General features: G+C 74.3%; 21 protein-coding genes and 3 pseudogenes. 12 read left to right on the top strand and 12 right to left on the bottom strand.

Annotated features, from left to right (window positions below; genetic code table 11):
* Positions 1 to 9: 9 nt before the first annotated feature.
* Both HS99_RS00680 and HS99_RS00675 read left to right on the top strand, forming a co-directional pair.
* Complete coding sequence (locus HS99_RS00680) at positions 10 to 969, top strand: TAXI family TRAP transporter solute-binding subunit (protein WP_030550206.1); 960 nt, start codon at positions 10 to 12, stop codon at positions 967 to 969.
* 6 nt (positions 970 to 975) lie between these two features.
* Entirely contained in the window at positions 976 to 1203 is a 228-nt protein-coding gene (locus tag HS99_RS00675) for a hypothetical protein (protein WP_030285003.1), read from the top strand.
* Between the two features lie 4 nt (positions 1204 to 1207).
* Here the strand turns inward: HS99_RS00675 and HS99_RS00670 are convergent, their stop codons facing one another.
* The 3 genes from HS99_RS00670 to HS99_RS00660 are packed head-to-tail and all read right to left on the bottom strand — an operon-like array spanning position 1208 to position 4645.
* Positions 1208 to 2569, bottom strand: a complete 1362-nt coding sequence (locus HS99_RS00670; RefSeq protein ID WP_030285004.1) for a HAMP domain-containing sensor histidine kinase — start codon at positions 2567 to 2569, stop codon at positions 1208 to 1210.
* The gene (locus HS99_RS00665) at positions 2566 to 3243 is read right to left on the bottom strand and encodes a response regulator transcription factor (protein ID WP_030550205.1); all 678 of its coding nucleotides are present in this window, start codon (positions 3241 to 3243) and stop codon (positions 2566 to 2568) included. The genes HS99_RS00670 and HS99_RS00665 overlap by 4 nt, the downstream gene beginning before the upstream one ends.
* A gap of 25 nt (positions 3244 to 3268) precedes the next feature.
* The gene (locus HS99_RS00660) at positions 3269 to 4645 is read right to left on the bottom strand and encodes an MFS transporter (protein WP_030285006.1); all 1377 of its coding nucleotides are present in this window, start codon (positions 4643 to 4645) and stop codon (positions 3269 to 3271) included.
* Between the two features lie 218 nt (positions 4646 to 4863).
* Here HS99_RS00660 and HS99_RS00655 point away from each other — a divergent pair, with 218 nt between their 5' ends.
* Positions 4864 to 5661, top strand: a complete 798-nt coding sequence (locus tag HS99_RS00655) for a VTT domain-containing protein (RefSeq protein ID WP_078938534.1) — start codon at positions 4864 to 4866, stop codon at positions 5659 to 5661.
* 66 nt (positions 5662 to 5727) lie between these two features.
* On the opposite strand, the gene HS99_RS00650 is transcribed toward HS99_RS00655, so the two are convergent.
* Positions 5728 to 7305 carry an alpha/beta hydrolase gene (locus HS99_RS00650; RefSeq protein ID WP_050367005.1) on the bottom strand — a complete coding sequence of 526 codons (1578 nt, stop codon included), beginning with the start codon at positions 7303 to 7305 and terminating at the stop codon, positions 5728 to 5730.
* Between the two features lie 358 nt (positions 7306 to 7663).
* Between HS99_RS00650 and HS99_RS00645 the strand changes: the two genes are divergently transcribed.
* Positions 7664 to 8356 carry a hypothetical protein gene (locus HS99_RS00645; RefSeq protein WP_030550202.1) on the top strand — a complete coding sequence of 231 codons (693 nt, stop codon included), beginning with the start codon at positions 7664 to 7666 and terminating at the stop codon, positions 8354 to 8356.
* Positions 8357 to 8527: 171 nt separating this feature from the next.
* Positions 8528 to 8920 carry a DUF302 domain-containing protein gene (locus HS99_RS00640; protein WP_030285013.1) on the top strand — a complete coding sequence of 131 codons (393 nt, stop codon included), beginning with the start codon at positions 8528 to 8530 and terminating at the stop codon, positions 8918 to 8920.
* A 14-nt stretch (positions 8921 to 8934) separates the two neighbouring features.
* Here HS99_RS00640 and HS99_RS00635 read toward each other — a convergent pair whose 3' ends face one another.
* Positions 8935 to 9246 (bottom strand): hypothetical protein, encoded by a 312-nt coding sequence (locus HS99_RS00635; protein WP_030550200.1) that lies wholly within the window; start codon positions 9244 to 9246, stop codon positions 8935 to 8937.
* Between the two features lie 277 nt (positions 9247 to 9523).
* Here HS99_RS00635 and HS99_RS00630 point away from each other — a divergent pair, with 277 nt between their 5' ends.
* Positions 9524 to 9859 (top strand): GNAT family N-acetyltransferase, encoded by a 336-nt coding sequence (locus HS99_RS00630; RefSeq protein ID WP_030285017.1) that lies wholly within the window; start codon positions 9524 to 9526, stop codon positions 9857 to 9859.
* Positions 9860 to 9942: 83 nt separating this feature from the next.
* On the opposite strand, the gene lpdA is transcribed toward HS99_RS00630, so the two are convergent.
* Positions 9943 to 11349, bottom strand: coding sequence for a dihydrolipoyl dehydrogenase (gene lpdA / locus HS99_RS00625; protein WP_030285019.1), 1407 nt, complete (start codon positions 11347 to 11349; stop codon positions 9943 to 9945).
* 311 nt (positions 11350 to 11660) lie between these two features.
* Positions 11661 to 13220, bottom strand: coding sequence for a M28 family peptidase (locus tag HS99_RS00620; RefSeq protein WP_043388237.1), 1560 nt, complete (start codon positions 13218 to 13220; stop codon positions 11661 to 11663).
* A 147-nt stretch (positions 13221 to 13367) separates the two neighbouring features.
* On the opposite strand from HS99_RS00620, the gene HS99_RS00615 reads away from it, so the two are divergent.
* From HS99_RS00615 to HS99_RS46060, 4 genes are all read left to right on the top strand, one after another.
* Complete coding sequence (locus HS99_RS00615) at positions 13368 to 13544, top strand: antitoxin (RefSeq protein WP_030285024.1); 177 nt, start codon at positions 13368 to 13370, stop codon at positions 13542 to 13544.
* Between the two features lie 295 nt (positions 13545 to 13839).
* A complete protein-coding gene (locus HS99_RS00610; protein ID WP_078938688.1) occupies positions 13840 to 14490 on the top strand; it encodes a TetR/AcrR family transcriptional regulator in 651 nt (216 codons plus the stop codon).
* An 88-nt stretch (positions 14491 to 14578) separates the two neighbouring features.
* Entirely contained in the window at positions 14579 to 15748 is a 1170-nt protein-coding gene (locus HS99_RS00605; RefSeq protein ID WP_030550193.1) for an outer membrane protein assembly factor BamB family protein, read from the top strand.
* 98 nt (positions 15749 to 15846) lie between these two features.
* Entirely contained in the window at positions 15847 to 16323 is a 477-nt protein-coding gene (locus HS99_RS46060) for a flavodoxin family protein (RefSeq protein WP_030285031.1), read from the top strand.
* A gap of 150 nt (positions 16324 to 16473) precedes the next feature.
* On the opposite strand, the pseudogene HS99_RS00595 reads toward HS99_RS46060, so the two are convergent.
* Positions 16474 to 17610 (bottom strand): annotated as a pseudogene (locus HS99_RS00595) (MATE family efflux transporter); the annotation flags it as partial.
* Between the two features lie 147 nt (positions 17611 to 17757).
* On the opposite strand from HS99_RS00595, the gene HS99_RS00590 reads away from it, so the two are divergent.
* Positions 17758 to 18306 carry a PadR family transcriptional regulator gene (locus HS99_RS00590; RefSeq protein ID WP_030285035.1) on the top strand — a complete coding sequence of 183 codons (549 nt, stop codon included), beginning with the start codon at positions 17758 to 17760 and terminating at the stop codon, positions 18304 to 18306.
* A 112-nt stretch (positions 18307 to 18418) separates the two neighbouring features.
* Positions 18419 to 19294 carry a class I SAM-dependent methyltransferase gene (locus tag HS99_RS00585; RefSeq protein ID WP_051746926.1) on the top strand — a complete coding sequence of 292 codons (876 nt, stop codon included), beginning with the start codon at positions 18419 to 18421 and terminating at the stop codon, positions 19292 to 19294.
* A gap of 104 nt (positions 19295 to 19398) precedes the next feature.
* Here the strand turns inward: HS99_RS00585 and HS99_RS00580 are convergent, their stop codons facing one another.
* The 4 genes and pseudogenes from HS99_RS00580 to selA form a co-directional block, all read right to left on the bottom strand.
* Positions 19399 to 20241 carry a hypothetical protein gene (locus HS99_RS00580; protein ID WP_030550188.1) on the bottom strand — a complete coding sequence of 281 codons (843 nt, stop codon included), beginning with the start codon at positions 20239 to 20241 and terminating at the stop codon, positions 19399 to 19401.
* 263 nt (positions 20242 to 20504) lie between these two features.
* Positions 20505 to 21551, bottom strand: a complete 1047-nt coding sequence (locus HS99_RS00575; protein WP_030285040.1) for a TIGR03617 family F420-dependent LLM class oxidoreductase — start codon at positions 21549 to 21551, stop codon at positions 20505 to 20507.
* Between the two features lie 480 nt (positions 21552 to 22031).
* Positions 22032 to 22552, bottom strand: a pseudogene (locus HS99_RS00570) (GTP-binding protein); the annotation flags it as partial.
* A 55-nt stretch (positions 22553 to 22607) separates the two neighbouring features.
* Positions 22608 to 23959, bottom strand: a pseudogene (selA, locus tag HS99_RS00565) (L-seryl-tRNA(Sec) selenium transferase).
* Between the last annotated feature and the right edge of the window lie 175 nt (positions 23960 to 24134).

Here is a 24134-nt window from a genome sequence, read left to right as displayed (position 1 = left end):
CCTCCCACCATGCCCGCCACCACCGCCCCGCGCCGCCGTACCGTGCTGGCCGCGGCCCTGGCGGCCGCCGTCACCGCCGGGTGCTCGGCCGGCTGCTCGGCCGGTGAAGGGCCCGCCCGCGCGCTGCGGCTGGCGACCGGGCCCGAGGGCGGTCCGTACAACGCCTTCGGGCGCTCCTTCACCGAGACCGTGACGGCGAGCGGGCGGCTGACCCTCACCCCGGTGAGCAGCGCGGCCAGCGTGGACAACCTCCAGCAACTCGCCGACGGCTCGGTGGACCTCGCCCTCACCACGGCGGACGTCGCCGAGGACGCGGTGCTGGGCCACGACACCTTCGACCACTCGCTCGGCGTGACGGCGCTGGCCCGGGTGTACGTCAACTACCTGCACCTGCTGGCCCCGGCCGACGGCCCGGTGCGCGAACTCGCCGACCTGGCGGGCCGTCGGGTGGCGACCGGCGCGGTGGGCTCCGGGCTCCAGGTGACCGCCGCACGGCTGCTGCGACAGGCGGGGATCGGCGTGCGGCAGCATTCGCTCGGACTGGCCGACTCGCTGGCCGCGCTGCGGTCCGGTGCGCTGGACGCGGTGTTCTGGTCCGGTGGGGTGCCGACGTCAGCCGTGTCCGCGCTCGCCCGGGAACTGCCACTGCGGTTCGTACCGCTGGACGCCGTCGCCGCGCAGCTGCGCGAGCGCTACGGGCCGGTCTACACCGGGGTCACCCTGCCCGCCGGCGCGTACGGCCTCGCCGGCCCGGTCGCCACCCTCGGCGTCGGCAACTACCTGACCGCCCGGCCGGGCGTGCCCGAGGACGCCGTCCGGCAGCTGCTCGGCATCCTCTTCGACCGGTGGGCCACCCTGCTGCGGTCCGTGACGGCGGGCGCCCGGCTGGAGCCCCGGTTCGCCGTCTCCACCGGAGCCGTGCCGCTCCACCCGGGGGCGGCGGCCTACTACCGCTCGGTCTACGGGTGAATCGGTGTGCACACCGCGCCGGCGCGCACCGGCAAGGGGTCCAGGAGCCAGGCCCTCGCGGACGGCAGCAAGGTCGAGATCCAGCAGCTCGGTGACCAGCACCACGTCGCCAAGCTCGTCCACGACGGCCAGATCCTCGGCACGGTCGAGGCGAACGGCCAGAACGACGGCCTCGACGCCAACGGCGTCCACATCGTGTTCGGCGCCGGCGGCGAGATCAGCGCCCACGAGTAGGACGTCAGGGCAGCCGGAACTCCACGGTCAGTCCGTGCGGGCTGGTCGCGCCCACGGTCAGCGATCCACCGCAGGCGCGGGCCAGTTCGTCCGCGATGGCCAGACCGAGGCCGGTGCCGGGGACGTTCTGGTGCTCCGGCGCCCGGGCGAACCGGCCCACCAGCAGGGGCAGTCGGCTCGCCGGGACGCCGGGTCCGGTGTCGGTGACCCGGACCACTGCACCGCCCTCGGGCGCGGCCGTGGCCGCCACCCGAACGCGCTCCCCCTCCGGGACGAACTTGCTCGCGTTGTCCAGCAGCGCGTCCAGGATCCGCCCGGTGGCGTCCGGGAGTCCGAGAGCCCGCAGTCCGGGCGCGACGTCGGCCGTCAGCTCCAGGCCGCCCGCCTCGAACACCGGCTCCCAGGCGGCCACCCGCCCGGCCACGGCCGCCGAGACGTCCTGCTCCTCGATCGGCGCGGTGGCCGCCTCGAGCCGGGCCAACGCCAGCAGGCCGTCGAGCAGTTCACCCAACCGGTCCGCCTCGTCCAGGGCCAGCGCGTGCGCCTGCCGCCCGGGGCCCGGCCCGATGTGCGGCTCGGCGTTCTCCAGTTGCAGCACCAGGGTGGCCAGCGGGTTGCGCAGCTGGTGGGAGGCGTCCGCGACGAAGTCCCGCCGGCGGCGCAGCGATTCGGCGACGGCCTGCGCCATACCGTCGAAGTTCCTTCGCAGCCGCCGCAGTTCGGGCGGTCCGGTGTCGGAGGCGACGCGCAGTTCGAAGCGCCCCCCGGCCACCGTGGCGACGGCGCGGTCGAGTTCGTGGACGGGCCGCAGCAGCCAGCGGGCGATCCCGGCCGCGACCAGCGCCGCCGCGCCGAAGGAGGTGACGGCCCCGGCGGCGATCAGCGCCCAGCGGACCAGCACGTCGTGGCGCGCGGCACCGGTGGGGACGGTCAACAGGACCGCACCGCCCACCCGTTCGTCCTGGCCGACGGGTTCGGCCAGCACCACGGTGTCCGGCCCCCAGGGGCGGACGGTGGGCAGTTCCTCGGTGGAGCGACCGGTGAGAGCGCGGTCCCGGGCCCGTTGGGCGGCCGTCCCGCTCGGGGCCGGGCCGGCCAGGCCGACGGTGCGGCCGGCGGTGTCGACCACGGTCACGGCGGCGCCGTAGAGCTCGGCGTAGCGGGAGAGTTCGGCGTCGAGCTCACGGCGGTCGGCGTCGGTGCGGATCCGGTCGGCGAGTTCGGCGAACCGGACGCCGTCGGCCCGGCGCTGCAGCAGCAGGTGTTCGGTGCGGCCGCGGGCGTAGGAGTCGGCCAGCGGCAGGGCGAGCAGCAGCACGGCGGCGCCGATGAGCGCGGTGAGCACGGCCAGCAGGCGGCGCCTCACGGGCCGTCCAGGGCGCCGAGCTGGTAGCCGTACCCGCGGATGGTGCGGACCAGGGCGGGCCGGCCGGTCTTCGCACGGATGCCGGCCACGTGCACGTCCAGCGAGCGCGAGGAGGCGAGGAAGGCGTCGCCCCAGATCCGGTCGAGGATCTCCTCGCGGGAGCGGACGTCGCCGGGCTGCTCGGCGAGCAGCGCGAGGACGTCGAACTCCCGGCGGGTGAGCCGGACGGGCGAGCCGTCGACGGTCACCGTGCGGGCGGCCGGGTCGATCGCCACGTCGCCGGTGCGCACCTGCCGCTCGCCGCCGCCCGGTTCGGGGGCGGAGCCGGTGCGGCGGCGCACCGTGTCGATCCGCGCGATGAGTTCGGCCATCCGGAACGGCTTGACCACGTAGTCGTCGGCCCCGGCCCGCAGCGCCTGGAGGACGTCCCGCTCCTCGCTGCGCGCGGTGACCACGATCAGCGGCAGAGCGCACACGGTGCGGAGCTTGCGCAGCAGGTCGAGGCCGTCGAGGTCCGGGAGCCCGAGGTCGAGCAGGACGAACTCGGCCTCCCGGGCGTGCCGCAGCGCCTCCGCGGCGCGGATCACCCGGCGCACGGTGTGGCCGCGCCGGGCGAGCGCGGTGGCGAGGGCCTGGGCCATGCGGTCGTCGTCCTCGACGAGCAGCATGTGCACGGAACCCTCCCCACCTCTGAGGGGACTACCGTACGGCCCCGGCCGCGGCGGCCTCCGTCCGGGCCTCCTCGGGGCTGAGCACCGCGTTCCTGGTGTCCGGCATCAGCACGTAGACGACCAGGGAGACCAGGGCGCAGCCGGAGACGTACCAGAAGAAGCCGGACTCGTGCCCGCTGTTCTTGAACCAGAGCGCGATGTACTCGGCGGTGCCGCCGAACAGCGCGTTGGCGAGGGCGTACGGGAGGGCGACGCCGAGGGCGCGGATGCGGGTGGGGAACAGTTCGGCCTTCACCGCCGCGTTGATCGAGGTGTAGCCGGTGACGATGACCAGGGCGACCAGCGAGAGCCCCAGAGCGGACCAGTAGCCGGAGGCCGAGCCGAGCGCGGTCATCAGCGGGTAGGTGCCCACGGTGCAGCCGAGCGCGAAGGTGATCAGCAGCGGGCGGCGGCCGATCCGGTCGGAGAGCAGGCCGGCCAGCGGCTGGATCGCGGCGAAGAGGGCGAGCGCGGTGAAGCTGACCAGGGTGGCGGTGTTCTTGGCGAGCCCGGCGCTGCCGATCAGGTACTTGGTCAAGTAGGTGGTGTACGTGTAGTACGCGACGGTGCCGCCGAGGGTGAGGGCCATCACCAGCAGGGCCTGGCGCCGGTGCTCCCACAGGCTGCGCAGGGTGCCCCGGGCGCCGTCCTGCTTCCGGCCGCCGGCCTCGGCGGTGCGGGCATCGGCGGTGAAGGCCTCGGTCTCCGGCAGCCGGCGGCGCAGCCACAGCACCACGCCCGCGAGGACGGCGCCGAGCAGGAACGGCACCCGCCAGCCCCAGGAGTGCAGTTGGGCGCTGCTGAGGGTGTGCTGCATGACGATGAGGATGCCGAGGCCGAGGAGCTGGCCGCAGGTCATCGACACGTACTGGAAGGAGGAGCCGAGGCCGCGCCGGTTCGGCGCGGAGGCCTCGGTCAGATAGGTGGCGCTCGCCGCGTACTCGCCGCCGATGCTCATGCCCTGGAGCAGCCGGGCGAGCAGCAGCACTCCGGCGCCGAGGTACCCGGCCCGCGCGTAGGTCGGGGCGACGGCGATCAGGACGGCGGCCGCGGACATCATGGTGACGGTCAGGGTCAGGGCGCTCTTGCGGCCGTGCCGGTCGGCGGCCCGGCCGAGCAGCCAGCCGCCCACCGGGCGCATCAGGAAGCCGACCGCGAAGATGCCCGCGGTGTTCATCAGCTTCGCGGTGGAGTCGCTGCCGGGGAAGAAGTCGTCGGCGAAGTAGACGGCGAAGCTGGCGTAGACGAACCAGTCGTACCACTCCACGAGATTGCCCAGCGACCCGCCGACCAGGGCTAGCCGCCGCCCGGCGCGCTCCCCGCCGGGCGGCTGCGGACGGGCGGCGGGGACGGCGGACGGGGACATGGCGGCTCCCGGGAATCGGTGCGGTGGGGTGGGTGCCCCAGAGCGTGCCGCCGGACGGCGCACGGCGGCAAGGAACGCCGCGCAGATCTAACGTTCCGCTAAGGAAGCCGGCCACCGGGCCACCCCCTCCCGCCTGCCGGGGCCCGTGCGGCGACACGCGTTACATTGGGGCGGAAAGGGACGCGTGAAGGGGCCCGATCACCGACGGGGTGTGGCCGATGCACACGATCACCGACTGGCTGCGTGGCCTGTCCGGCCCGGTCGAGTACGCGGCCGTCGGCGGCATGGTCTTCGCCGAGGACGCCCTGTTCTTCAGCTTCTTCATCCCCGGCGAGACCGCCGCCGTCCTCGGCGGCTTCCTCGCCCACCAGGGCGAGGTCTCCCTCGGCTGGATGGTCCTGGTGGTGGTCTGCGCGGCGATCCTCGGGGACTCCGCCGGCTACGAGATCGGCCGCCACCTCGGTCCGCCGATCCTGCGCACCCGCCCGCTGCGCCGCCACGCCAAGCAGGTCGACACGGTGCAGGACCTGATCCGCCGGCGCGGACCGGCCGCCGTCTTCATCGGCCGGTTCATCGCCTTCGTCCGCCCGCTGGTGCCCTCGCTGGCCGGGGTGTCCCGGATGCCGTACGGCCGGTTCCTGTTCTACAACGCCCTGGGCGGGATCGCCTGGGGCGTCGGATTCACCCTTCTGGGCTACTTCGCCGGAGCCGCCTACACCAGGGTGGAGGGCACCGTCGGCCGGGTCACCACCATCGTGATCGCCGTGATCGTGGCCGTCGCCCTACTGGCCTGGTTCCTGCGACGCCACCACTCCCGGGGGCGTGGGCCCTCCGGCGACCGCTCCGACGGGAACTCTGACGAGACCTCCGACGAGCCGCCCGGCGAACGCTCCGCCCCTCCCTCCGGGGCGCCGTCCGACGAGACCTCCCAAAGGCCCGCCCATGAGACCTCCGACGCGCCGTCCGACGAGACCTCCGACGAGCCGTCCGACGACCGCAGCGGACCCGAGCACTGAACCGGCCGGCACCCGACCGGCGACGGGATTCCCGCCCCGGGCCGGGTGCCACCGGGTCGCCGCCCGCTACTGGAACGGCCGCTGGTCCGGCGCGCAGACCTGGCCGCGCGGCGGCAGTTCGCCGTCCACCAGGTAGCGCTCCTCGTAGCCGGACGCGCAGCCGCTCGGGTTGCCGAGCACGGTGTGTCCGTCACCGTCGACGGTCAGCAGCCGGCCGCGGGCGAGGGTGTCGGCCAGGGCGCGGGAGCCCTCGTAGGGCCAGGCCGGGTCATCGGTGTTGGCGACGACCAGGACGGGCGCGGCGGTGCGCCGGTTCCACGGTCCGGTGTAGCGGTCCCGGGCGGCCTCGGCCGGCCAGGCGGCGCATCGCTGGGTCGGCCAGACCCAGGACGGGCCGAGGTCGCCGGAGCGCGCCCCGGCGAGGTCGGCGAGCGCCGAGTAGTCCGCGCCCGCGGGCGGGTTGGCGGTGTCGGCGCACAGCACTCCGAGGACCTGGGTCTGCTTGGCCGGTCCGCCGGTCGGCAGCGGCGCCGCCGGGGTGGCGGGGGCGGTCCACAGGCTCTGCAGTTTCAGGCCCAGGGCGGCCCAGCCGGTGGTGCCGAACTGCGGCACCGGCTGGGCCGTGTACAGCAGTACCGAGATGTCCGAGAGAGCGGTCGCCCGGTCGTAGGTGCCGGTCTGCGATCCGGTGCCGACGGTGACCGGCCCGTGGTCCAGGCGGTTCATCAGTTCGGCGAACTTGGCCCGGGTCGCCTCCGGGCTGCCCGCCGAGAAGGCGCAGTTCGCGGGATCGGCGGCGCCGCAGCGGTCGAGGAAGGTGTGGAGGGCGCGGGCCGAGCCGAGGTCGCTGCCGGTGCGCAGGAAGGGTGGCAGCGCTGTGTCCTGCGGGGTGCGGCCGGTGGACCAGGCGACCGGGTCGACGGCGCTGTCCAGGACCATGGCGCGCACCCGGTCCGGGAACAGGTTGGCGTAGGTGGCGCCGAGGTACGTCCCGTACGAGGTGGCGAGGTAGTTCAGCCGCCGGTCGCCGACGGCCTGGCGCAGCAGGTCCAGGTCGCGGGCGACGTCCGCGGTGGACAGGTGGGCGAGCAGGCCGGTCCGGTCGTTCTCGGCGCAGCGGCGGCCCAGTCGGGCGTAGGTGTCGGCCCACCGCGACTCCTGCTCCGCGCCGATCGGGTAGCCGGCCGGGAGGCCGCTGAGCAGGGCCTGCTCGGCGGCCTGGTCGGGGAAGCACTGCAGCGTGGTCGAGTCACCGACGCCGCGCGGGTCGAAGCTGACGAGGTCGAAGCGCTTGCGCACCTGCTCTGGGAGGAGCGGGACGACGGCGGGCAGGGCCGCCGTGCCGGGGAGCGCCGGGCCGCCCGGGTTGTAGAACAGCGTGCCGATCCGGTGCGCCCGGTCGTCGGCGGGACGGCGGATGAGCGCCAGCTCGATGGAGCGACCGTGCGGGTCCCGGTGGTCCAGCGGCACCTGGGCGGTGTCGCACTGGAAGCCAGGGGTGCACCTCTTCGTCCAGGTCAGCTTCGGCACCGGCGGGGCGGGCGCGGCGGCCGAGACCGCGGCCGGGGTGAGGCCGGCCAGCAGCAGGCCGGCGGCCGTGGCGGCAGCGGCGCGAAGGCTGACGGTGAGGCGGGGTCGGGGCACGGGCGGTTCCCTCTCGTCGGTCGCAGGGGTCGGATGGATCACAGGAATCACCGCAGTTACGTGGCTCGTGGGAATCTCAGGGATCTTCCGGCCGGTCGCCACGGAGTCTTCCGCCCGCCGCTGTCAGGACACCGTCGGATCGCTTTCGGCCGCTGTCGGATCACTGTCACGCCGCTGGCACCGTGATCGGATGCCATGCTCTCGGGGGCAGGCTTGTTGACGAAAAGTCAGCAAGTTCTCCGCAGCGCCTTGACGGCACACCGACACAGTCCTAGAACGTAGTCAGCTCCCCGATCCCCCGCCCCCGGAGCAGCGAAAGGTCGTCTTCTCGCCCCCTCGCCGAGGAAGAGGCTCTGCCATGCGCGCACTCCCCCGCTGGACCGTTCCCGCCGCCCTCGCCGCCCTCGCCCTGGCCGCGGCGGCTCCCGCCTCCGCCGCCCCCGCCCCCGCCTCCGCCCTCCCGGCCGACGCCGCCGGGCCCGTGCTGACCGCCGGCGGCGCTGCCGTCGCGGCGGGCGACACCCTCGCCGCGCCGCTCGCCGCCGGCACCAGCGCCACCTTCTACTCGACCGCGACCAGCACCACCGGTGTCACCTGCGCCACCTCCCAGTACTCCGCCGGAGTGCTCACCAACCCGGCTGCCCCCGGCGTCGCGACCGAGTCGCTGACCGGGCTCACCTTCGACTCCTGCACCGCCAACGTCACCGGCGTCACCTCGGTGGAGAGCCTCACCGTCGACACGCTCCCCTACGGCGTCTCCGTCGACGACTCCACCGGCCTGCCGGTCACCCTCACCGGCGGCAGCGCCGGACCGATCCAGGCCACCGCCGTCCTCGACACCTGGTTCGGCACCATCACCTGCACCTACCAGCTCAGCGGCGCCTTCACCGGCACCGCCGACAACGGCGGCAACAGCCTGACCTTCAGCAACGAGCACTTCGCCAAGAGCGGCGGCTCCGGCCTCTGCCCCGCCGACGGCTACTTCTCGGCCGGCTACGGCCCGCTCACCGACACCAGCCGGTCCGGCGCTCCGGCGGTCACCGTGAACTGACCGGCGGCCCCGGTGTCGATCGCCACCCTGATCGGCTCGTGATCAGCCGGATCCCCGCGCCCCGCCCCGGCCCTGCCCCAGCTGCGGGCCTGACCGGCGCCAGCGCGTCCGGGGGCGCCGGTCGCCGGCGCCCCCGATACTGGGCGGGATCCCGGACCCTACGGAGGAACCATGGACTACGGACTCGGCGTCCGGCTCGACCGGCCGTTCCAGCAGGCGGTGGCCGACGTCACCGCCGCGCTGAAGGAGCAGGGCTTCGGCGTACTGACCACCGTCGACGTGCGGGCGACCCTGCACGAGAAGCTCGGCGAGGAGCTGGAGGACTACCTGATCCTCGGCGCCTGCAACCCGTCCCTCGCCCACCGCGCGCTCCTGGCCGACCGCCGGATCGGCCTGCTGCTGCCCTGCAACGTGGTGGTCCGCCGGGACGGCGGGGCCACCGTGGTCGAGGCCGTCGACCCGCAGACCCTGGTGACCCTGGCGGGGTCCGGCGGCGGCCTGGCCGAGGTCGCCGACGAGGCGGCCCGGCGGCTCTCCGCGGCCCTCGCCTCCCTGTCCGCCTGACGGCGCACCCCCGACTACCCGCCGCACCTCCCCGGCTCGGCCGGCAGCCGTACGGGGCTGTGCCGCACGGCGAGCAGGGCGGTGTCGTCCGTGCGGCGGCCGCCGGTGTGCCGGACGACGGCGGCGGCGACCACCGGCACCAGGGCCAGCCAGCTGACGGACGCGAACGAACTGGGCGTGAGCGCGTCCACGACCACCACCGCCACCAGCAGCACCGCGGGGATGAGCCAGGAGCGGTGCCCGTACCGGACCAGCACCGGCAGCTGAGTGCCCGGCACCGACGGCGGCTGCGGCAGCCGGTTCACCTCCGCGGAACGCACCCGCACCCCGCCCCTCCGCTCCTCCGGTGTTCCGCCGACGTCCCGCCCGGCCCGCCGTGCGCAGTGGGACGGAGCCGTCCCGCCAGCGTTAGGCGGCCGGGCCGGTCGGGGCAGCCGGAGCGGCGCCGAGGGCTCCGGCCATCGCCCGGTCGGCCCAGCCCAGCGGCCCGGGCGACCGGGTCGGCCCACCGGGTCAGCCGACCGGGTCGGCCGCATCCACCGGGAGCTAACCTGGCCCCGCACCGAAAGCCCCTACGGGCTTCGCGAACGAAAGGCCTCCGCCATGAGCACCCCCAGCACCCCCGTCGTCGAGCGGTCGGACGCCCTGCACCGGTACGAGGTCCGGGTCGACGGCGAACTCGCCGGCTTCACCGAGTACCTGGACCACGACGGGCAGCGCGTCTTCTACCACACCCTGGTGGAGGACGCCTTCGCCGGCCGCGGCCTGGCCGGGCAGCTCGTCCGGGCGGCGCTGACGGACGTGCGCGCCGCCGGGAAGCGGATCGTCCCGGTCTGCCCGTACGTGGCCAAGTTCCTGGTCAAGCACGAGGAGTTCTCCGACATCGCCGACGAGGTCACCCCCGAGGTCAAGGGCTGGCTGCGCAGCCAGCTTGGCTAGGAAGGGTGCTGTGTCCGGTCCGGGGCCGGGGTCGGCGGGCGTTCGCCGCCCGCCGGGGCCCTGTCCTCGCACCGGACGGGTCGTCACATGTTGATCATGTGACCGGCGAGGCCGTGGATGGCCTCCTTGACCGCCTCGCCCAGGGTCGGGTGGGCGTGCACGTTGCGGGCGACCTCGTGGACGGTGAGGTCCCACTGCTGGGCCAGCGTCAGCTCGGGCAGCAGCTCGGTGACCTCGGGGCCGATCAGGTGGGCGCCGAGCAGCTCGCCGTACTTGTTGTCGCTGATGACCTTGACGAAGCCGATCGGGTGGCCGAGGCCGTGCGCCTTGCCGTTCGCGGTGAACGGGAACTTGGCGACCTTGACGTCGTAGCCCTGCTCCCGGGCCTGTGCCTCGGTGTAGCCGAAGGAGGCGATCTGCGGCTGGCAGTAGGTGGCGCGCGGGATCATCACGAAGTCCACCTCCTGGGTCTCCACCCCGCCGATCGTCTCGGCGGCGATCACGGCCATCGTCTCGGCGGCGTGGGCGAGCATCAGCTTGGCGGTCACGTCACCGATCGCGAAGATGTGGTCGACGTTGGTGCGGCCGCGGCCGTCCACCGCGATGGCGTTGCGGTCGGTGAGCTTGACCCCGGCGTTCTCCAGGCCGTAGCCGTTGACCCGCGGCGCGAAGCCGATCGCCTGGAGCACCTTGTCGGTCTCCAGCACCTGCTGCTGGCCGTTCTTGGTGACGGTGACCTTGACCTTGCTGTTCGGGTCGCTGTCGTCGATCGACTCCACCCGGGTGGAGGTGAGCACCTCGATGCCCAGCTTGCGGTACTGCTTGGCGAGTTCGGTGGAGACCTCGACGTCCTCCAGCGGCACCATGCGGTCCAGGAACTCGACGATGGTGACCTTCACACCGTAGTTGTGCAGCACGTAGGCGAACTCGACGCCGATCGCGCCGGCGCCCGCGATGATGATGCTCTCCGGCAGCTCCTCGGTGAGGATCTGCTCCTCGTAGGTGACCACGCGCTCGCTTAGGCTGGTGCCCGGCAGCAGACGGGTGGTGGCACCGGCGGCGATGATGCAGTGGTCGAAGGTGACCACGTCGAAGCCGCCGCCACTGAGCGCGACCTGGAGGGTGTGGTCGTCGACGAAGGTGCCCCAGCCGTCGTACTCGGTGATGCCGTTCTTCTTCATCAGGTAGTGGACACCCTTGACCCGGCCGTCGGCCACCGTGCGGCTGCGGCGGAAGGCCTCGCCGAAGTCGAAGGTCACCTGGCCCTCGACCTTGATGCCGAAGGTCTTGGCCTCCTTGGTGAAGATGTGGGCGAGCTCGGCGTTGCGCAGCAGGGCCTTGGAGGGGATGCAGCCGACGTTGAGGCAGACGCCGCCCCAGTACTTGGCCTCGATGACCGCGACCTTCAGGCCCAGCTGCGCCGAGCGGACGGCGGCGGTGTAGCCGCCGGGGCCCGCGCCGAGGACGACGACGTCGTAGTGCGTGCTCATGTTGCTGACTCCTCCGAGGGTGTCACGGTGACGATCTCGGTCCCATGGTGTCAGGACCGGACCCGGCGCACCCACCGGGTCTCGGCGGATGGGCTCCGCGCGGCACCGTACAGGGCTCGGGGCCGGATTGTCAGTCAGTGGCAGAGCCACGACCACCGGGACCTGAGTATCAGCATCAATGTCAGTGGCGTCGGCTACGGTGGCTCGCCCCCGGCCCCACCTGGGTCGATGACGGAGGGAGGGCGCGGGTGGCAGGCAGGTGCACGGCGGGCGGGCCCGCCGCCCGAGGACGGCAGCGGGCCCCCCGGGCGTCAGGCCGCCGCCTCGTGGGCGTCGGCTCCGCCCGTACCGGTGCTGCCGGGGGTGCTCGTACCCGCGCCGGAGGCCGCCCGACCGGCGGGGCGCTGAGCCGGTACGGGCTGCCGCAGCGAGGAGAGGTCCCAGGCGTAGGTGCCGGCGGCGTGGGCGATCACGTCGATGTTGACGTCGAAGGCCGCCATGTCGATGTTGTCCAGGTCGTCGCAGGCCTTGTGGTAGCAGGCGTCGAGGGCGGTGCCCGCCGTGCCGCCGTACCGGACCTGCTGCTCGGGGGACTTGACCGCCTCGGCGCCGGTGTCGGTGCCGCCGGCCGGGATGCCCGCGTCGATGAACGGTCCGTAGTCGGAACGGCCGTTGAAGGCGGACGGGTCGTGCGGCAGGCCGCGGCCGTCCAGGTACCCGGTGAGGTCCCGCTCGATCTGGGCCGAACCCTCCGGGCCTGAGCCGCCGCCCGCGCTGCCGGAGCCGTTGTAGACGAACTGCGCGTAGTTGGGGGATGCGATCATGTCGAAGTTGAGGTAGAGCCGGACCTTCTTCCGGTCCGCCTCGGAGAGCGACTTCACGTACGCCTCGGAGCCCTTGAGGCCGAACTCCTCGGCGGACCACCAGGCGAACCTGACCTTGTTCCTCACCGGGCGGACGCCGAGGTTCTTCGCGACCTCCAGGATTCCGGCCGAGCCGGAGCCGTTGTCGTTGATGCCGGGCCCGGCGGGCACGGAGTCCAGGTGCGCGCCGATCATCACGGTGTTGGCGGGGTCCCCGCCGCGGGTCTCGGCGATGACGTTCCAGGTCTTGCGCGGCTCCATGAAGGTCCGGATGTCCAGCCTCACCCGGACCGGCCCGGCGGCGGCCTCCGCGGCCAGTGCCTCACCGGCCGCCCTGGTGACCCCGCCGGTCGGGACCTTCCCGGCCGTGGGCTCGCCCAGGGTCCCGGCGAGCTCGCCGTCGGTGTTGTTGTAGATCAGCGCACCGAGGGCGCCGGCGCCCGCCGCGGCCGCCTGCTTCTCCGCGAAACTGCACCCGCCGCGCCGGATCAGCGCGATCCGGCCGGTGACGGAGCCCGCCGGGTAGTCGGCGGGCGTGCAGCCGGTGGTGGCGCCCACCGGGACGACGCCCAACTCGGCGTTCAGGCCTGCCTCCGGGCCGCTCGCCGAGTAGGTCATGGCGATCACCGGCACCGGTTCGGCCTGCGGTGACACCACGTCCAGCCGCTGGGCGCGGGCCTCGAAGAAGGTGTACTCGAACTCCTGCCGGGACACCTTGAGCCCGGCCCACCGCGCCTGCTCGTACACGTAGTTCGCCGACTCGTCGTGGCCCTTGGAACCGGCGGCTCTGGTACCGCCGTTGCGGTCGGCGATCCGCTGCAGCGCGGCCAGGGTGTCGTGCGCGTCCTCCGCGCTGCTGGCCTCGACCAGCCGCTCGGCCAACCTGGCGCCGCGGCGGGCCGGGTCCGGATCCGCGTTGGCACTGCCCGCGCCGACCAACAGCACCGGGGTGGCCAGGGTGACGACGGCCAGCGCGGCGCCCGTGCGGTTCCAGGTGTGCGGCTTCAAAGCGACTCCCTCCGACGAACCGTGAACTCACGATTTGACATGACCGGGATCGCCTTGCCAAGGCCGCCACGCGGCCGCGAAGTGCGCGGGACGGCCCGCGCTGTGATCCTGGAGGGGTGGGGGCGTCTCATCCAGGAGGGTGACCACATGTCCATGCTGGATAAGCTCAAGAACATGCTGAAGGGCCATGAGGACCAGGCGGAGAAGGGCGTCGACAAGGCGGGTGACACCTTCGACGAACGCACTCAGGGCAAGTACAGCAGCCAAACCGACGTGGCCCAGGACAAGCTGAAGGACCAGTTCCGCGACCAGCCGCCGCAGTAGCGGCGGCGGAGGTCGGGTCGCCCCGTCGTGCCGGGCGGCGGCATTCAGCCGTCGCCCCGGTCCGGTTCCCGCTCCGCCCCCTGCCCCGTTTGCCCGCGGGTCTCCCCGTCCGCGTCCGCGCCGCAGGTCTCGCAAGGCCCTGGGCCCGGCCGCTCACGCAGCCGTCCGCACTCCGGGCACACCCGGTCCAGCCAGCAGGCCGACTCGCCGCCTTCGTCCATGTTTCCGATTCTGCCCGGCGGGCCACCGTCCAGCCGAGTAGACAGTGTCTACGATGATCGGGTAGACAGTGGCCATGACCGAGACGACGGCCGGGACGACGGCCGGGACGGCGATCGCCCCCCTGACCGCGCCCCCGTCCGAACAGGACGGCGACCTGCGCGCCCGGCTGGTGGCCGCAGGCGTCGAGCTGGTGACCAGGGAGGGCGTCCACGCCCTCGGGCTGCGCGAGATCGCCCGGCACGCCGGGGTCTCCCACGGGGCACCCCGCCGCCACTTCCCCACCCACCGGGAGCTGCTCGCCGCCGTCGCCCGGCAGGGCTTCGGCAGGCTCACCGACTTGCTCGCCGGCGCCGACGCCCTCGCCGTCACCACGGGCGGCGACGCACGCACCCGGATCGAGGCGCTCGCCCGCGCCTACCTCGGCTTCGCGGCGGCCAACCCCCGCATGTTCGAGCTGATGTTCCGCCACGACCTGCTGGAGGGCAGCGGCTCCGAGCTGCGCCGCACCACCCTGCCGCTGTTCCTGACCTTCGTCGGCCTGGTCGCCGAGGTCCACCCCTGGTGCGACGACCCGACCGCCGCCACCGCCGCCCTCTGGGCCAACCTGCACGGCCTCGCCCAACTGCGCGCCTCGGGCAGCCTGCGACTGGCCACCGGCAGCGACGGCCTGGATTCCCTGCTGCGCACCAGCCTGGACGCCCACCTCGGCCCGTCCGCCCGGTAAACGGCCGGTACGGCCTCCGGGCGGAGGGCGCGCACGCCGTTCACCCGATCGGTGCAACCAATGGTCCGTATACGAGGTCATGTCAGGTGTGAACACCGATGCACCGCAGAACGAGCCCGTCCTGCACCGGATCAACCGCAGGAGGCTGCTGCTGAGCGCGGCGGGAGGCGTGGGCGCCCTCGCCGTCTCGGCAGGGGCCGGTTGGTGGGCCCGCCGGGACCCGGCGCGCGGCCCCCGGCTCTGGAGCAGCTCGGCTCCCGGAGGCCGGATCGCCCTGCCAGTGGAGTCCGTGGGCAGCCTCTGCGTCTCCGGGTACGACGGCCGGGTGAGTGCCCTCGATCCGCGCACCGGAGCCGTCCGCTGGAGCAAGGCGGTCGTCGCACCCGGGGTCGCCGACACCCCGTCCGGGCTGCCGCTCGCCGTGGGGGACGGCGTGGTCTGCGTGACCGCCCCAAACCGGGTGCACGTCTTCGACGCGGCGTCGGGCGAGGCGCGCTGGGAGGTGCCGGTGCCCGACTGGCGCGACGTCCCGTGGTCGCAGTCTCCCGCCGTCGGCGGTGGCGGGGTGTTCGCGCCGTACGGGACCGCGCTCCGCTCCTACGACGTGGCCGACGGCAGCCTGCGCTGGAGCGGCCCGCCGAACAGCTCGGGCCGGCTGGTCGTCGCCGGGGGCACCCTGTACACCCCCGGCGGGCCCGCCGGGCTGCGCGCGTTCGACACCCGCAGCGGCGAACTGCGCTGGGAGCAGAACTCCGTCCGTACGGTGCAGGTGGCGGGCGGGCCCTCGGTCCACCAGGGCGCCGCCTATCTCGCCGACTGCGACCCGGACATGGGGAACCCGGCCGTCCTCGCACTGGACGCGGGCACCGGCCGGGTGCGCTGGCGGCGCACGCAGCCCAAGGTGCTGAGCTGTCCCCCGTCGGTCGCCGACGGAACGCTGTGCCTGTTCAGCGGGGACCGGCTCACCGCGCTCGACGCGGACACCGGCGAGACCCGTTGGGCCGTCACCACTCCCATCGGCCTCGGCCGCGGAGAGAGTTCCATGACCGCCGCCGACGGCATCGCCTACGTCGGGACGAACGACGACCGGCTGTACGCGTTCGACCTGGCGACGGGTCGGCTCCGCTGGCAGGACGAACCGGAACACCTGGGCACCGGGGGCGAGTTCACCGTGGTCTCGCTGGCCGCCGCAGGGGCGGCGGTCTACCGCGGCAGCCGCACCGGCGTCCACGCCCTCGGCGCGCTTCCGTCGGCCTGAGCCGCCCCCGATGTCACGTTCCCGAGCGCTGCCCGGTCGACCCTGTGGGCGCGGACGTTCCGCACCCCCCGCGATCGCGGAGCGAAGGGAGCATCACCATGAAGGCCGTCATCGTGTGCGTCTCGGTGTCCCACGGCAACACCCGGCGGATCGCCGAGGCCATGGCCCAGCCGCTGGCCGCCCCGGTGGTCGAACCCGAGGAGCTGGACCCGGCCGAACTCGCCGACCACGACCTGGTCGGCTTCGGCTCCGGCGTCTTCACCGGCCGGCTGCACCCGCGCCTGCGCGAGTTCGTGCGCGCCCTCCCGCCGGCCCAACAGCCGTGCCGGGCGTTCGTCTTCGCCACCAGCGGCCTACCCGAGCCCGGCTTCCGCCCCTTCACCCGGCCGCTGACCCGACTTCTGCAGCCGAAGGGCTTCGAGGTGGCCGGCAGCTTCACGGCCCGCGGCCACGACACCTGGCTCCCCTTCAAACTGGTCGGCGGCATCAACAAGCACCGCCCGGACGCCCGGGACCTGGCGGCCGCCCGAGCCTTCGCCACCGGACTGCTCGCCCGGCCCGGCAGCGGCTCCTGAACCGCCGTCGGCACCGGCTCCACGCCGGGTCAGCAGCGACAGCAACCCCAACTGCACCACCGCGCCGACGACCTGCCCCCACCACACCCCGGCCACTCCCAGTGCCCCCGACAGCGCCACCGCGGCCCCGAGTTGGGCACCGAGCCCGAACACCGCCGACAGCACCAGCGCCCGCCCGGCGCCGGTCGCCTGGTGGAAGCCGCCGAGGGCGACCGCCGGGGCGTACGGGAGGAGGTAGAGGGCCGTCAGGTGCAGGAAGCCCACGGACTGGGCGGACACCGCCGGGTCGTCGGTGAACCGGGCGGTCAGCGGACCGGCGCAAGCGGCCGCCAGCAGCGCCGCGCCCGCGCCCAGTCCGACGGCGAGGCGGGCGGTGGCGCGGTGAAGGATCCGCAGGTCGGCGGCCGCTCCGGCACCGGTGAGGCCGGCGGCCCGGATGGCGGTGGCCTGGCGCAGCGCGTAGAAGGCCATGGTGAGCAGGAGCAGGAGTCGGTAACCGATGCCGTACCCGGCGACGGCCGCGACGCCGAAGCCCGCGACCAGGGCCAGTTGGGCGGTGCCGACGGCCATCCGGGCGGTGAAGTCCAGGCCGAACGGCGCACCGGCCCGCAGGATGCGGACGGCTGCCGCTCCGACGCCCCGGACCACCCCGTCGGTCCGGGGCCGCAGCCGCAGGGTGACGGCGAGGGCGACCGCCCGGGAGGTGGCGAGGGCGAGCGCCGCACCGATGACGCCGAGGGCGGGCAGCGGGCCGGGCCCGAGGATCAGCAGCGGATCCAGGACCAGCAGCAGGGAGTTGGAGAGCAGGGCGATCCGCATCGGGGTGCGGGTGTCGCCCGCGCCCTTGAAGAGCTCGTCGGCGACGCGCTGGGCGAAGAACAGGACGAACACCGGGAAGGCGACGGTGAAGTACTCGGCCGCCCGGGTGGCGGCCTCGCCGTCGAGGAAGGCGGCCGCCAGGCGGTCCCGGAGCAGGAAGCCGGGGGCGGCGAGGGCGAGGCTGCCGAGCGCGCACAGGCGCCAGGCGGCGCGGGTGGTGCGCGCGGCCTCGTCCCGGTCGCCGGCGCCGAGGGCCCGGGCGAGCCGGACGCTGACGCCGGAGGCGACCACCAGGACGAGTCCGAGCAGCAGGTTCTCGACGGTTCCGGCCAGGGTGACGGCGGCGACGGCGGATCCGCCGAGGCCCGCCACCCAGTACGTGCCGATCACCGTGGCGATCACACCGGACAGCAGTTCGGCGTAGACCGGTCCGGCCAGAGCGGCCAGCCGGTACAGCTGCTCGCGCATGGTCCCCCCTCGTTCCACCGGGCCCACCGGCGCCGGCGTCCACCTCGATTGGATTTACCTCGAAGGGATATACATCGATTAGAGGCACATCGGCAAGAGGTATCATGGCCGCGCCACGGGGCGCACTCCGACGAAAGGGCTTCGACCGTGCTGACCCTCGCGATCCTCGGCTTCCTGTACGACCAGCCGCTGCACGGCTACGAACTCAAGTCCCGGATCACCGGGTTGACCGGTCACGTCCGGCCGGTCAGCGACGGCGCGCTCTACCCCGCGATCACCCGGCTGGAGAAGGCCGGCCTGCTGCACCGCCGTACCGAGCCCGGCACGGGGGCCGCGCCGCGCCAGACCCTGGAGCTGACCGAGGAGGGCCGGGCGGAGCTGCTGCGCCGACTGGCCGACCCCGAGCAGGCCGAGATCACCGACCAGATCCGCTTCTTCACCCTCGCCGCCTTCCTCCACCACCTGGCCGACCCGCTCCAGCAGGCCGAGGTGCTGCGCCGCCGACTGGCCTTCCTGGAGGCGCCGAGCAGCTTCTTCTACGACGGGGACGGCCGCCCGGTCACCGCCGAGCGGGAGCCGAACCCGTTCCGGCGCGGCATGCTGCTGGTCGCCCGGGCCTCCACCGCCGCCGAGCGGGCCTGGCTGGCCGAGACCGTCACCGGGCTGACGGGCGCGGACGGTCCGAAAGGTCCGTGAAGGGGCCTCCCCGGCGGCCCGGGCATCGCTATGATGATCGGCCTCACGACCACGGCGCCCTTGCCCTCCGCGGCGTGATCCACCGCGCTCCGCCCGTCCCCTGGAGGCAGCCGTGCCCAGTGAAGCGATCGTCGCCACCCGTCCCGTTCCGCAGAAGCGGGACGACATCCCCGGCTGGTTCTTCGGACTGGACCGGGCCGCCTTCTCGCACCTGCTGTCCGCCCAGACGGCGGCCGGCATCACCGGGGACGTCCTGGAGCTCGGCAGCTACCTTGGCCGCAGCGCCGTACTGCTCGGGGACCACCTGCAGCCCGGTGAGCGGCTGACGGTCTGCGACCTGTTCGACTCGGAGGCGGGCGACGCCGAGAACGCCGCCGAGATGACGATGTCCTACCGCAGGACGCTCACCCGCAGCGCCTTCGAGTCCAACTACCTCGCCTTCCACAGCGAGTTGCCCGAGATCGTCCAGGCGCCCACCTCGGTGCTGGCCGACGGCCGGATCCCGGCGGACAGCTGCCGGTTCGTCCACGTCGACGCCTCGCACCTGTACGAGCACGTCAGCGGGGACATCCTGGTCGCCCGGTCCGCCCTCGCCGAGGACGGGTTGGTCGCGCTCGACGACTACCGCTCCGAGCACACCCCGGGCGTGTCCGCGGCCGTGTGGGAGGCGGTGTTCACCGGCGGCCTGCGGCCGGTGCTGCTCACCCCGATGAAGTTCTACGGCACCTGGGGCGACGCCGCGGCCGCCCGCCGGACCCTGCTGGCACGCGACTGGCGGGCCGAGGGCTACACCGTCGACGAGGACACCATCGCCGGCCACCACGTGCTGCGGCTCAACTACCAGGTCAAGACACCCGCGCAGATCCAGCGCTCCACCCCGCGCCGCCTGGCCCTGGACCTCCTCCCGCCGGTCGCCACCCGCGCCACCCGCCGCGTGCTGCGCACCCTGCGCGAGCGCCGCGCCGTCCCCCCGACGCCCGGGGCCTGAACCCCGCCGCCGGCGCCCGGCCGATCCCCCTGCGGAGACGGGCCGACAGCGGGACCGGGCCGTCCAACTCCTCACCCCTCACGGCGGGGTGGGCGGCAACCAGGTCACCGGACGTAGTAGGCGCGGTTGCGGGCGGCCACCGGTGCGGACTGGTAGGTCCAGACTCCGGCCGCCGGGGCGTCGCCGACCAGCTGGGCGAGGTCGCGGGCGGGCTCCTCGGCCGGGTTGCCGAGGTCGAGCCGGACGCGGTCGGCGCTGCGGTCGTCCAGCGCGTAGTAGCGGTAGGGCTGGTGCGCGTTGAGCGGTCCGGCGAGCAGCTTGCCCTCGTCGTCGGTGCCGTAGCCGGTGATCGGGGTGCTGTTGACCGACTCGGGGGTGAGGCCCACCAGGTCGACGTCCAGCGCGATGACCTCCTCCTGGTGCCGGCGCAGCCCCTCCGTTCCCAGGACGGCCCGGCGGCAGGAGACGGCCCACCGTTCGCGCACGGCGGGTGCGTTGAGCGAGGGCACGGTGGTCTCGAACCAGCCGGGGTGCTTGGGCTCGGCGTACAGTCGGCGCCCGGCGTCGATGGCGAGCGGGTTGTCGCAGAGCACGTGCAGCCGGGCGCTGCCGAGCAGCTTGGACTGGTCGTAACCCCGGGCGTACTGACCGTAGTTGACCGCCGGGATGCGGTCCTCGGCGAACACCGGGTGGGCGATCAGGTTGATCTCCAACTCCTGGGTGATGCCGCCGCCGTTCGGGTACTGGGCGAAGTACAGCTGGTAGTTGAGTGACACGCAGGCCCCGCCGTCGAAGGCGGCGACGCTCAGCCCGGGGTGGCGCTTGGCGAGCAGCCGGCGGGCCCGCTCGGGTTCCACCAGGTAGTCGACGCCGATGGTGTGCAGCGCGCCGTAGTGGAAGGGCAGGTGGTACGGCTCCGGTACGGGCGGCAGCGGCAGGCCGGTCATGAGCGCTCCGAGGACGAGGGGGAAGAGGAGGGCGAGGAGAGGGCCGCCGGACGCCGTTCACCCGTCCGGGGGCGGGCCTCGGCCCGGCTGCCGTGGCCGGGGGCGGCGGTGCCGGGCGGGTCGGCCGGTCCGGTCGTACGCCCGCCCTGCTCAGCGCGATCCTGCCGCCCGGGCGGGCCACCGCGAACCGCTTGCCCGAATGTGCCCGGTCTTGACCGTGTCCTGACCGATCGGAACTGATCCGTGGCGGCTGCCGGACCGCTTCAGCCCAGTGCGCGCACCGCCGCCAGCACGTCCAGGCCGAGCACCTGGTCCGCGTCCTCGGGCAGGTGGACGGACAGCCGGGTGACCAGCCCCGCGTACCGGCGGTGGATCTCCCGCGCGGCCTCCTCGACCGTGCCGGACACCGCGAAGGCGTCGAACACCTCGTCGGAGATCAGCGCCGTCATCTCCGCCCAGCGCCCGCGCACCGAGTGGGTGTGCAGTTCCTCCTGCAGGTCCTCCCACCCGTGCTGCGCCAGCACCGGCCGGTAGGCCGGGGTGGAGGCGTAGAACGCGAGCCGTTCCCGCACCCCGGCCCGGTTGGCCGCCAGTTCCTCCTCGGTGCGGCCGACGGCGGTGAGCACGTTGCCGACGGTCTCGAACGGCCGCCCGGTCCACCCGGCCCCCTCGGCCTCCGCCTGCCGCCGTGCCTCCGTCAGCCCGGGCAGCACCTGCTCGGCCAGGTAGGCGGTGGAGGAGAACGGATGGGCGAGGAAGCCGTCGGCCACCGCCCCGGCGGTGCGGGTCATCAGCGGACCGACACCCGCCAGCAGGATCCGGGGCACCCCGGCCGGGACCGGGTCGGGCGAGAAGACCGGCGTCATCACCGTGTGGGTGTAGAACTCGCCCCGGAAGCGCAGCCGTTCACCGGTCTGCCAGCTGTGCCAGATCGCCCGCACCGCGTGCACGTACTCGCGCATCCGGGCGGCCGGGCGGTCCCAGGGCATCCCGAAGCGCTTCTCGATGTGCGGCTTGACCTGCGAGCCCAGCCCGATGACGGCCCGACCGCCGGAGGCCGCGTGCAACCCCCAGGCCTGGTAGGCCAGGGTCATCGGGGTACGGGCGAAGGCCACCGCGATGCCGGTGGCCAGCTCGATCGACTCGGTGCGGTCGGCGGCCCGGGCGAGTTGGAGGAACGGGTCGTACGCGGTCTCGGCGACCACCAGCCGGTCCATGCCCCGGCGTTCGGCCTGCTCGGCGGCGTCGAGGATGCCCGCCGGATGCCCGGAGGCGTTGGCGTCGAGGCGGAGGGCGGCGGGTCGGTCCATGCGGGTGCTCCTGGTTACGGGTGCGGCGTCGTGCGGGTGCGGCGTCGTGCGGGTGCGGCGTCCTGCGGGTCCGGCGTCGCACCGGGCGGTACCCGCCCAGCCTGCCACGCCGTCACGGGCCGTCCGCCCCGCCCTCCCCCGCGAACAGCCCGTCCAGGTGCCGGTCGACGGCGGTGAGCACGGCGGCCGGCTCGACCATCCCCGGTTCCAGCAACCGGGACCCGGCCGGACCCGTCCCCGCGACCCGGGTCGCGGGGACGGGTCCGGAGCGGTTGGGTGGGAGGTGGGGCGGCGGGTCCGCTTCCCTCCACGGAAGGAGAGCGGCTGTGGCGCAGCGACCGGAGCAGCCGCCGAGGGTCGGGTTCTTCACCGTTCACCGTCCGGGGCCACGGCACCGTCGTCACCGGCACGCTCGCGGCCGGGTCGATCGCCGTCGGCGACCGCCTGCTCGCCGTCGGCCGGATGTGCGGAGGCCGGTCCGTCCGCGGCCTGGTCGGGGGCGGGCAGCCGGGCGGTCAGCCGGACCAGGGCCTCGCGCAGCTCCGGCAGCCCCACGCCGGTCACCGAGCTGACGGCCACGGCCTCCACCCGGCCCAGCGAGCTGCGCGCCAGCCGGGCGAGCGTCTCCTCCCGGGTCGGGGCCGGGTCGGCCAGGTCGCTGCGGGTGACGGCGAGCACGCCGTGGCGCACCCGCAGCGCGTCGAGCACGGCGAGGTGCTCCTCCGACTGCGCCTGCCAGCCCTGGTCCGCCGCCACCACGAACAGCACGGCGGGGACGGGCCCGACGCCGGCCAGCATGGTGGTCACCAGCCGCTCGTGGCCGGGGACGTCGACGAAGGCGACGTCCCCGGCGCCGGGGAGCGCGGTCCAGACGAAGCCGAGGTCGATCGTCATCCCCCGGCGCCGCTCCTCGGCCGCCGGTCCGGCTCCATTCCGGTGAGCGCCCGTACCGGGGCCGACTTCCCGGGGTCCACGTGCCCGGCGGTGGCGATCACGTGCATGCGGGCTCCGGGCGGGGTGGTCGGGTGCGGGGCGGGGGCGTGCTCACCATCGGGCTCACGGTCGGGCGAGCCCCTCGGCGGCCAGGCGGACGGCCGCGGCGAGTTCGGCGTCGGCCGGCGCGGGCACCGTGCGCAGGTCGAGCAGGCAGGAGCCGTCGGCGGTCCTCCCGACCACCGGCGTCGGCCCCTGCCGCAGTGGAGCGGCGAACGCCTCCGGCAGGGCCACGACGGCGCTGGGCAGGACCATCCCGGGGGCACCGCCGCCGCCGACCACCGCCGGGCTGTCCACCACCCGGGCCGGCACGCCCTCGGCCGCCAGCGTCGCGGCCAGTCGCCCGGCCCGCTCGCGCAGCTCCCGCAGCTCGGCGTGCAGGGCGGAACGCGTCGGCTTGGCGGGCGAGTTGAGGGTGGCCTCCAGGGCGGCCAGGGTCAGCTTGTCGACCCGAAGGGCCCGGGCCAGCGGGTGCCGGGCGAGGGTGCGGACGAGTTCGGCGCGGCCCAGGAGCAGGCCGCACTGCGGGCCGCCGAGCAGCTTGAAACGCCACTGGCGGTGACCAGGTCCGCCCCGGCCCGCAGCCAGCCCTCGGCGTCCGGCTCGTCGGGCAGCAGGGGCTCGCGCCGGAGCAGGCCCGAGCCGATGTCCGCGACCAACGGCGGCCCGAGGAAGGCGAGTTCGGCGATGCCTGGAGTGCCGGTGAAGCCGGTGATGCGGAAGTTGGACGGATGGACCCTGAGGATGAAGCCGGTGGCGTCCCCGACGGCGGCGGCGTAGTCGGCGGTGGTCGTCCGGTTGGTCGTGCCGACCTCGCGCAGCCGCGCGCCCGTCGAGGCGAGCAGGTCGGGCAGGCGGAAGCCGTCGCCGATCTCGACCAGCTCGCCCCGGCCGACGATGATCACGCGCCCCTGGGCGAGCGCCGTGGCGGCCAGGACCAGGGCGGCGGCGCCGTTGTTCACCACGTGCGCGGCCTGCGCGGCGGGGACGCGGTCGAGCAGGGCCCGTACGGTCGACCGGCCGCGCGGGGCCCGGTCGCCGGAGGCGAGGTCGAACTCGACGTCCGTGGCACCGGCGGCGGCCAGTACCGCCTGCCGGGCCGCCTCGGACAGGGCGGCCCGGCCGAGGTTGGTGTGCAGCAGCACCCCGATGGCGTTGAGCACCGGACGCAGCGCGCAGGCCGTCGGCGGAAGCGCGAGGAGGGCCTCGTCGGCGACGTCGGCCGGTGCGATCTGCCCGCGTCTGGCCCGCTCCTGCGCGTCGAAGACGGCGGTCTTGACGAGCGGGCGCCCGAGACGCCGGGCGGCCTCGGCGAGGCGGGGGTCGGCCAGCACGGCGTCGGTGCGCGGCGGCCTCCGGCGGGAATCGGGCCGCTCGCCCGGCGGGGCGGCTCCGGGCGCCTGGTCACGGTGCATCGCGGTGCCTCGGTCTTCGGGCGGGCGGTCAGGTCCCGCCCACCGTGGCCCGACCCCCCGGGAGTTGTCGCCCGACACGCGGAGGAACGGCGAAACCGGCCCAGCCCTCCCAGCAAGGGCTCGACCGGGAAAGCGGTGCTCACGGAGTGGAAGCGCAGGTCCTCCGGCCTGACCG

Origin of the sequence: Kitasatospora aureofaciens, from assembly GCF_001188955.3 — a bacterium.
Taxonomy (GTDB): Bacteria; Actinomycetota; Actinomycetes; order Streptomycetales; family Streptomycetaceae; genus Kitasatospora; species Kitasatospora aureofaciens.
Note: the sequence above shows the minus strand (reverse complement) of the source record. Positions and strands in the feature narration are given on the sequence as shown.

Bases quoted from the DNA above. Each gene is read 5' to 3' on its own strand.
- HS99_RS46060 (WP_030285031.1), top strand. From the start codon at position 15,847: ATGAAGGCCGTCATCGTGTGCGTCTCGGTGTCCCACGGCAACACCCGG.
- HS99_RS00660 (WP_030285006.1), bottom strand. From the start codon at position 4,645: ATGTCCCCGTCCGCCGTCCCCGCCGCCCGTCCGCAGCCGCCCGGCGGG.
- HS99_RS00615 (WP_030285024.1), top strand. From the start codon at position 13,368: ATGTCCATGCTGGATAAGCTCAAGAACATGCTGAAGGGCCATGAGGAC.
- HS99_RS00655 (WP_078938534.1), top strand. From the start codon at position 4,864: ATGCACACGATCACCGACTGGCTGCGTGGCCTGTCCGGCCCGGTCGAG.
- HS99_RS00640 (WP_030285013.1), top strand. From the start codon at position 8,528: ATGGACTACGGACTCGGCGTCCGGCTCGACCGGCCGTTCCAGCAGGCG.
- lpdA (WP_030285019.1), bottom strand. From the start codon at position 11,349: ATGAGCACGCACTACGACGTCGTCGTCCTCGGCGCGGGCCCCGGCGGC.
- HS99_RS00630 (WP_030285017.1), top strand. From the start codon at position 9,524: ATGAGCACCCCCAGCACCCCCGTCGTCGAGCGGTCGGACGCCCTGCAC.
- HS99_RS00645 (WP_030550202.1), top strand. From the start codon at position 7,664: ATGCGCGCACTCCCCCGCTGGACCGTTCCCGCCGCCCTCGCCGCCCTC.
- HS99_RS00610 (WP_078938688.1), top strand. From the start codon at position 13,840: ATGACCGAGACGACGGCCGGGACGACGGCCGGGACGGCGATCGCCCCC.
- HS99_RS00575 (WP_030285040.1), bottom strand. From the start codon at position 21,551: ATGGACCGACCCGCCGCCCTCCGCCTCGACGCCAACGCCTCCGGGCAT.
- HS99_RS00680 (WP_030550206.1), top strand. From the start codon at position 10: ATGCCCGCCACCACCGCCCCGCGCCGCCGTACCGTGCTGGCCGCGGCC.
- HS99_RS00580 (WP_030550188.1), bottom strand. From the start codon at position 20,241: ATGACCGGCCTGCCGCTGCCGCCCGTACCGGAGCCGTACCACCTGCCC.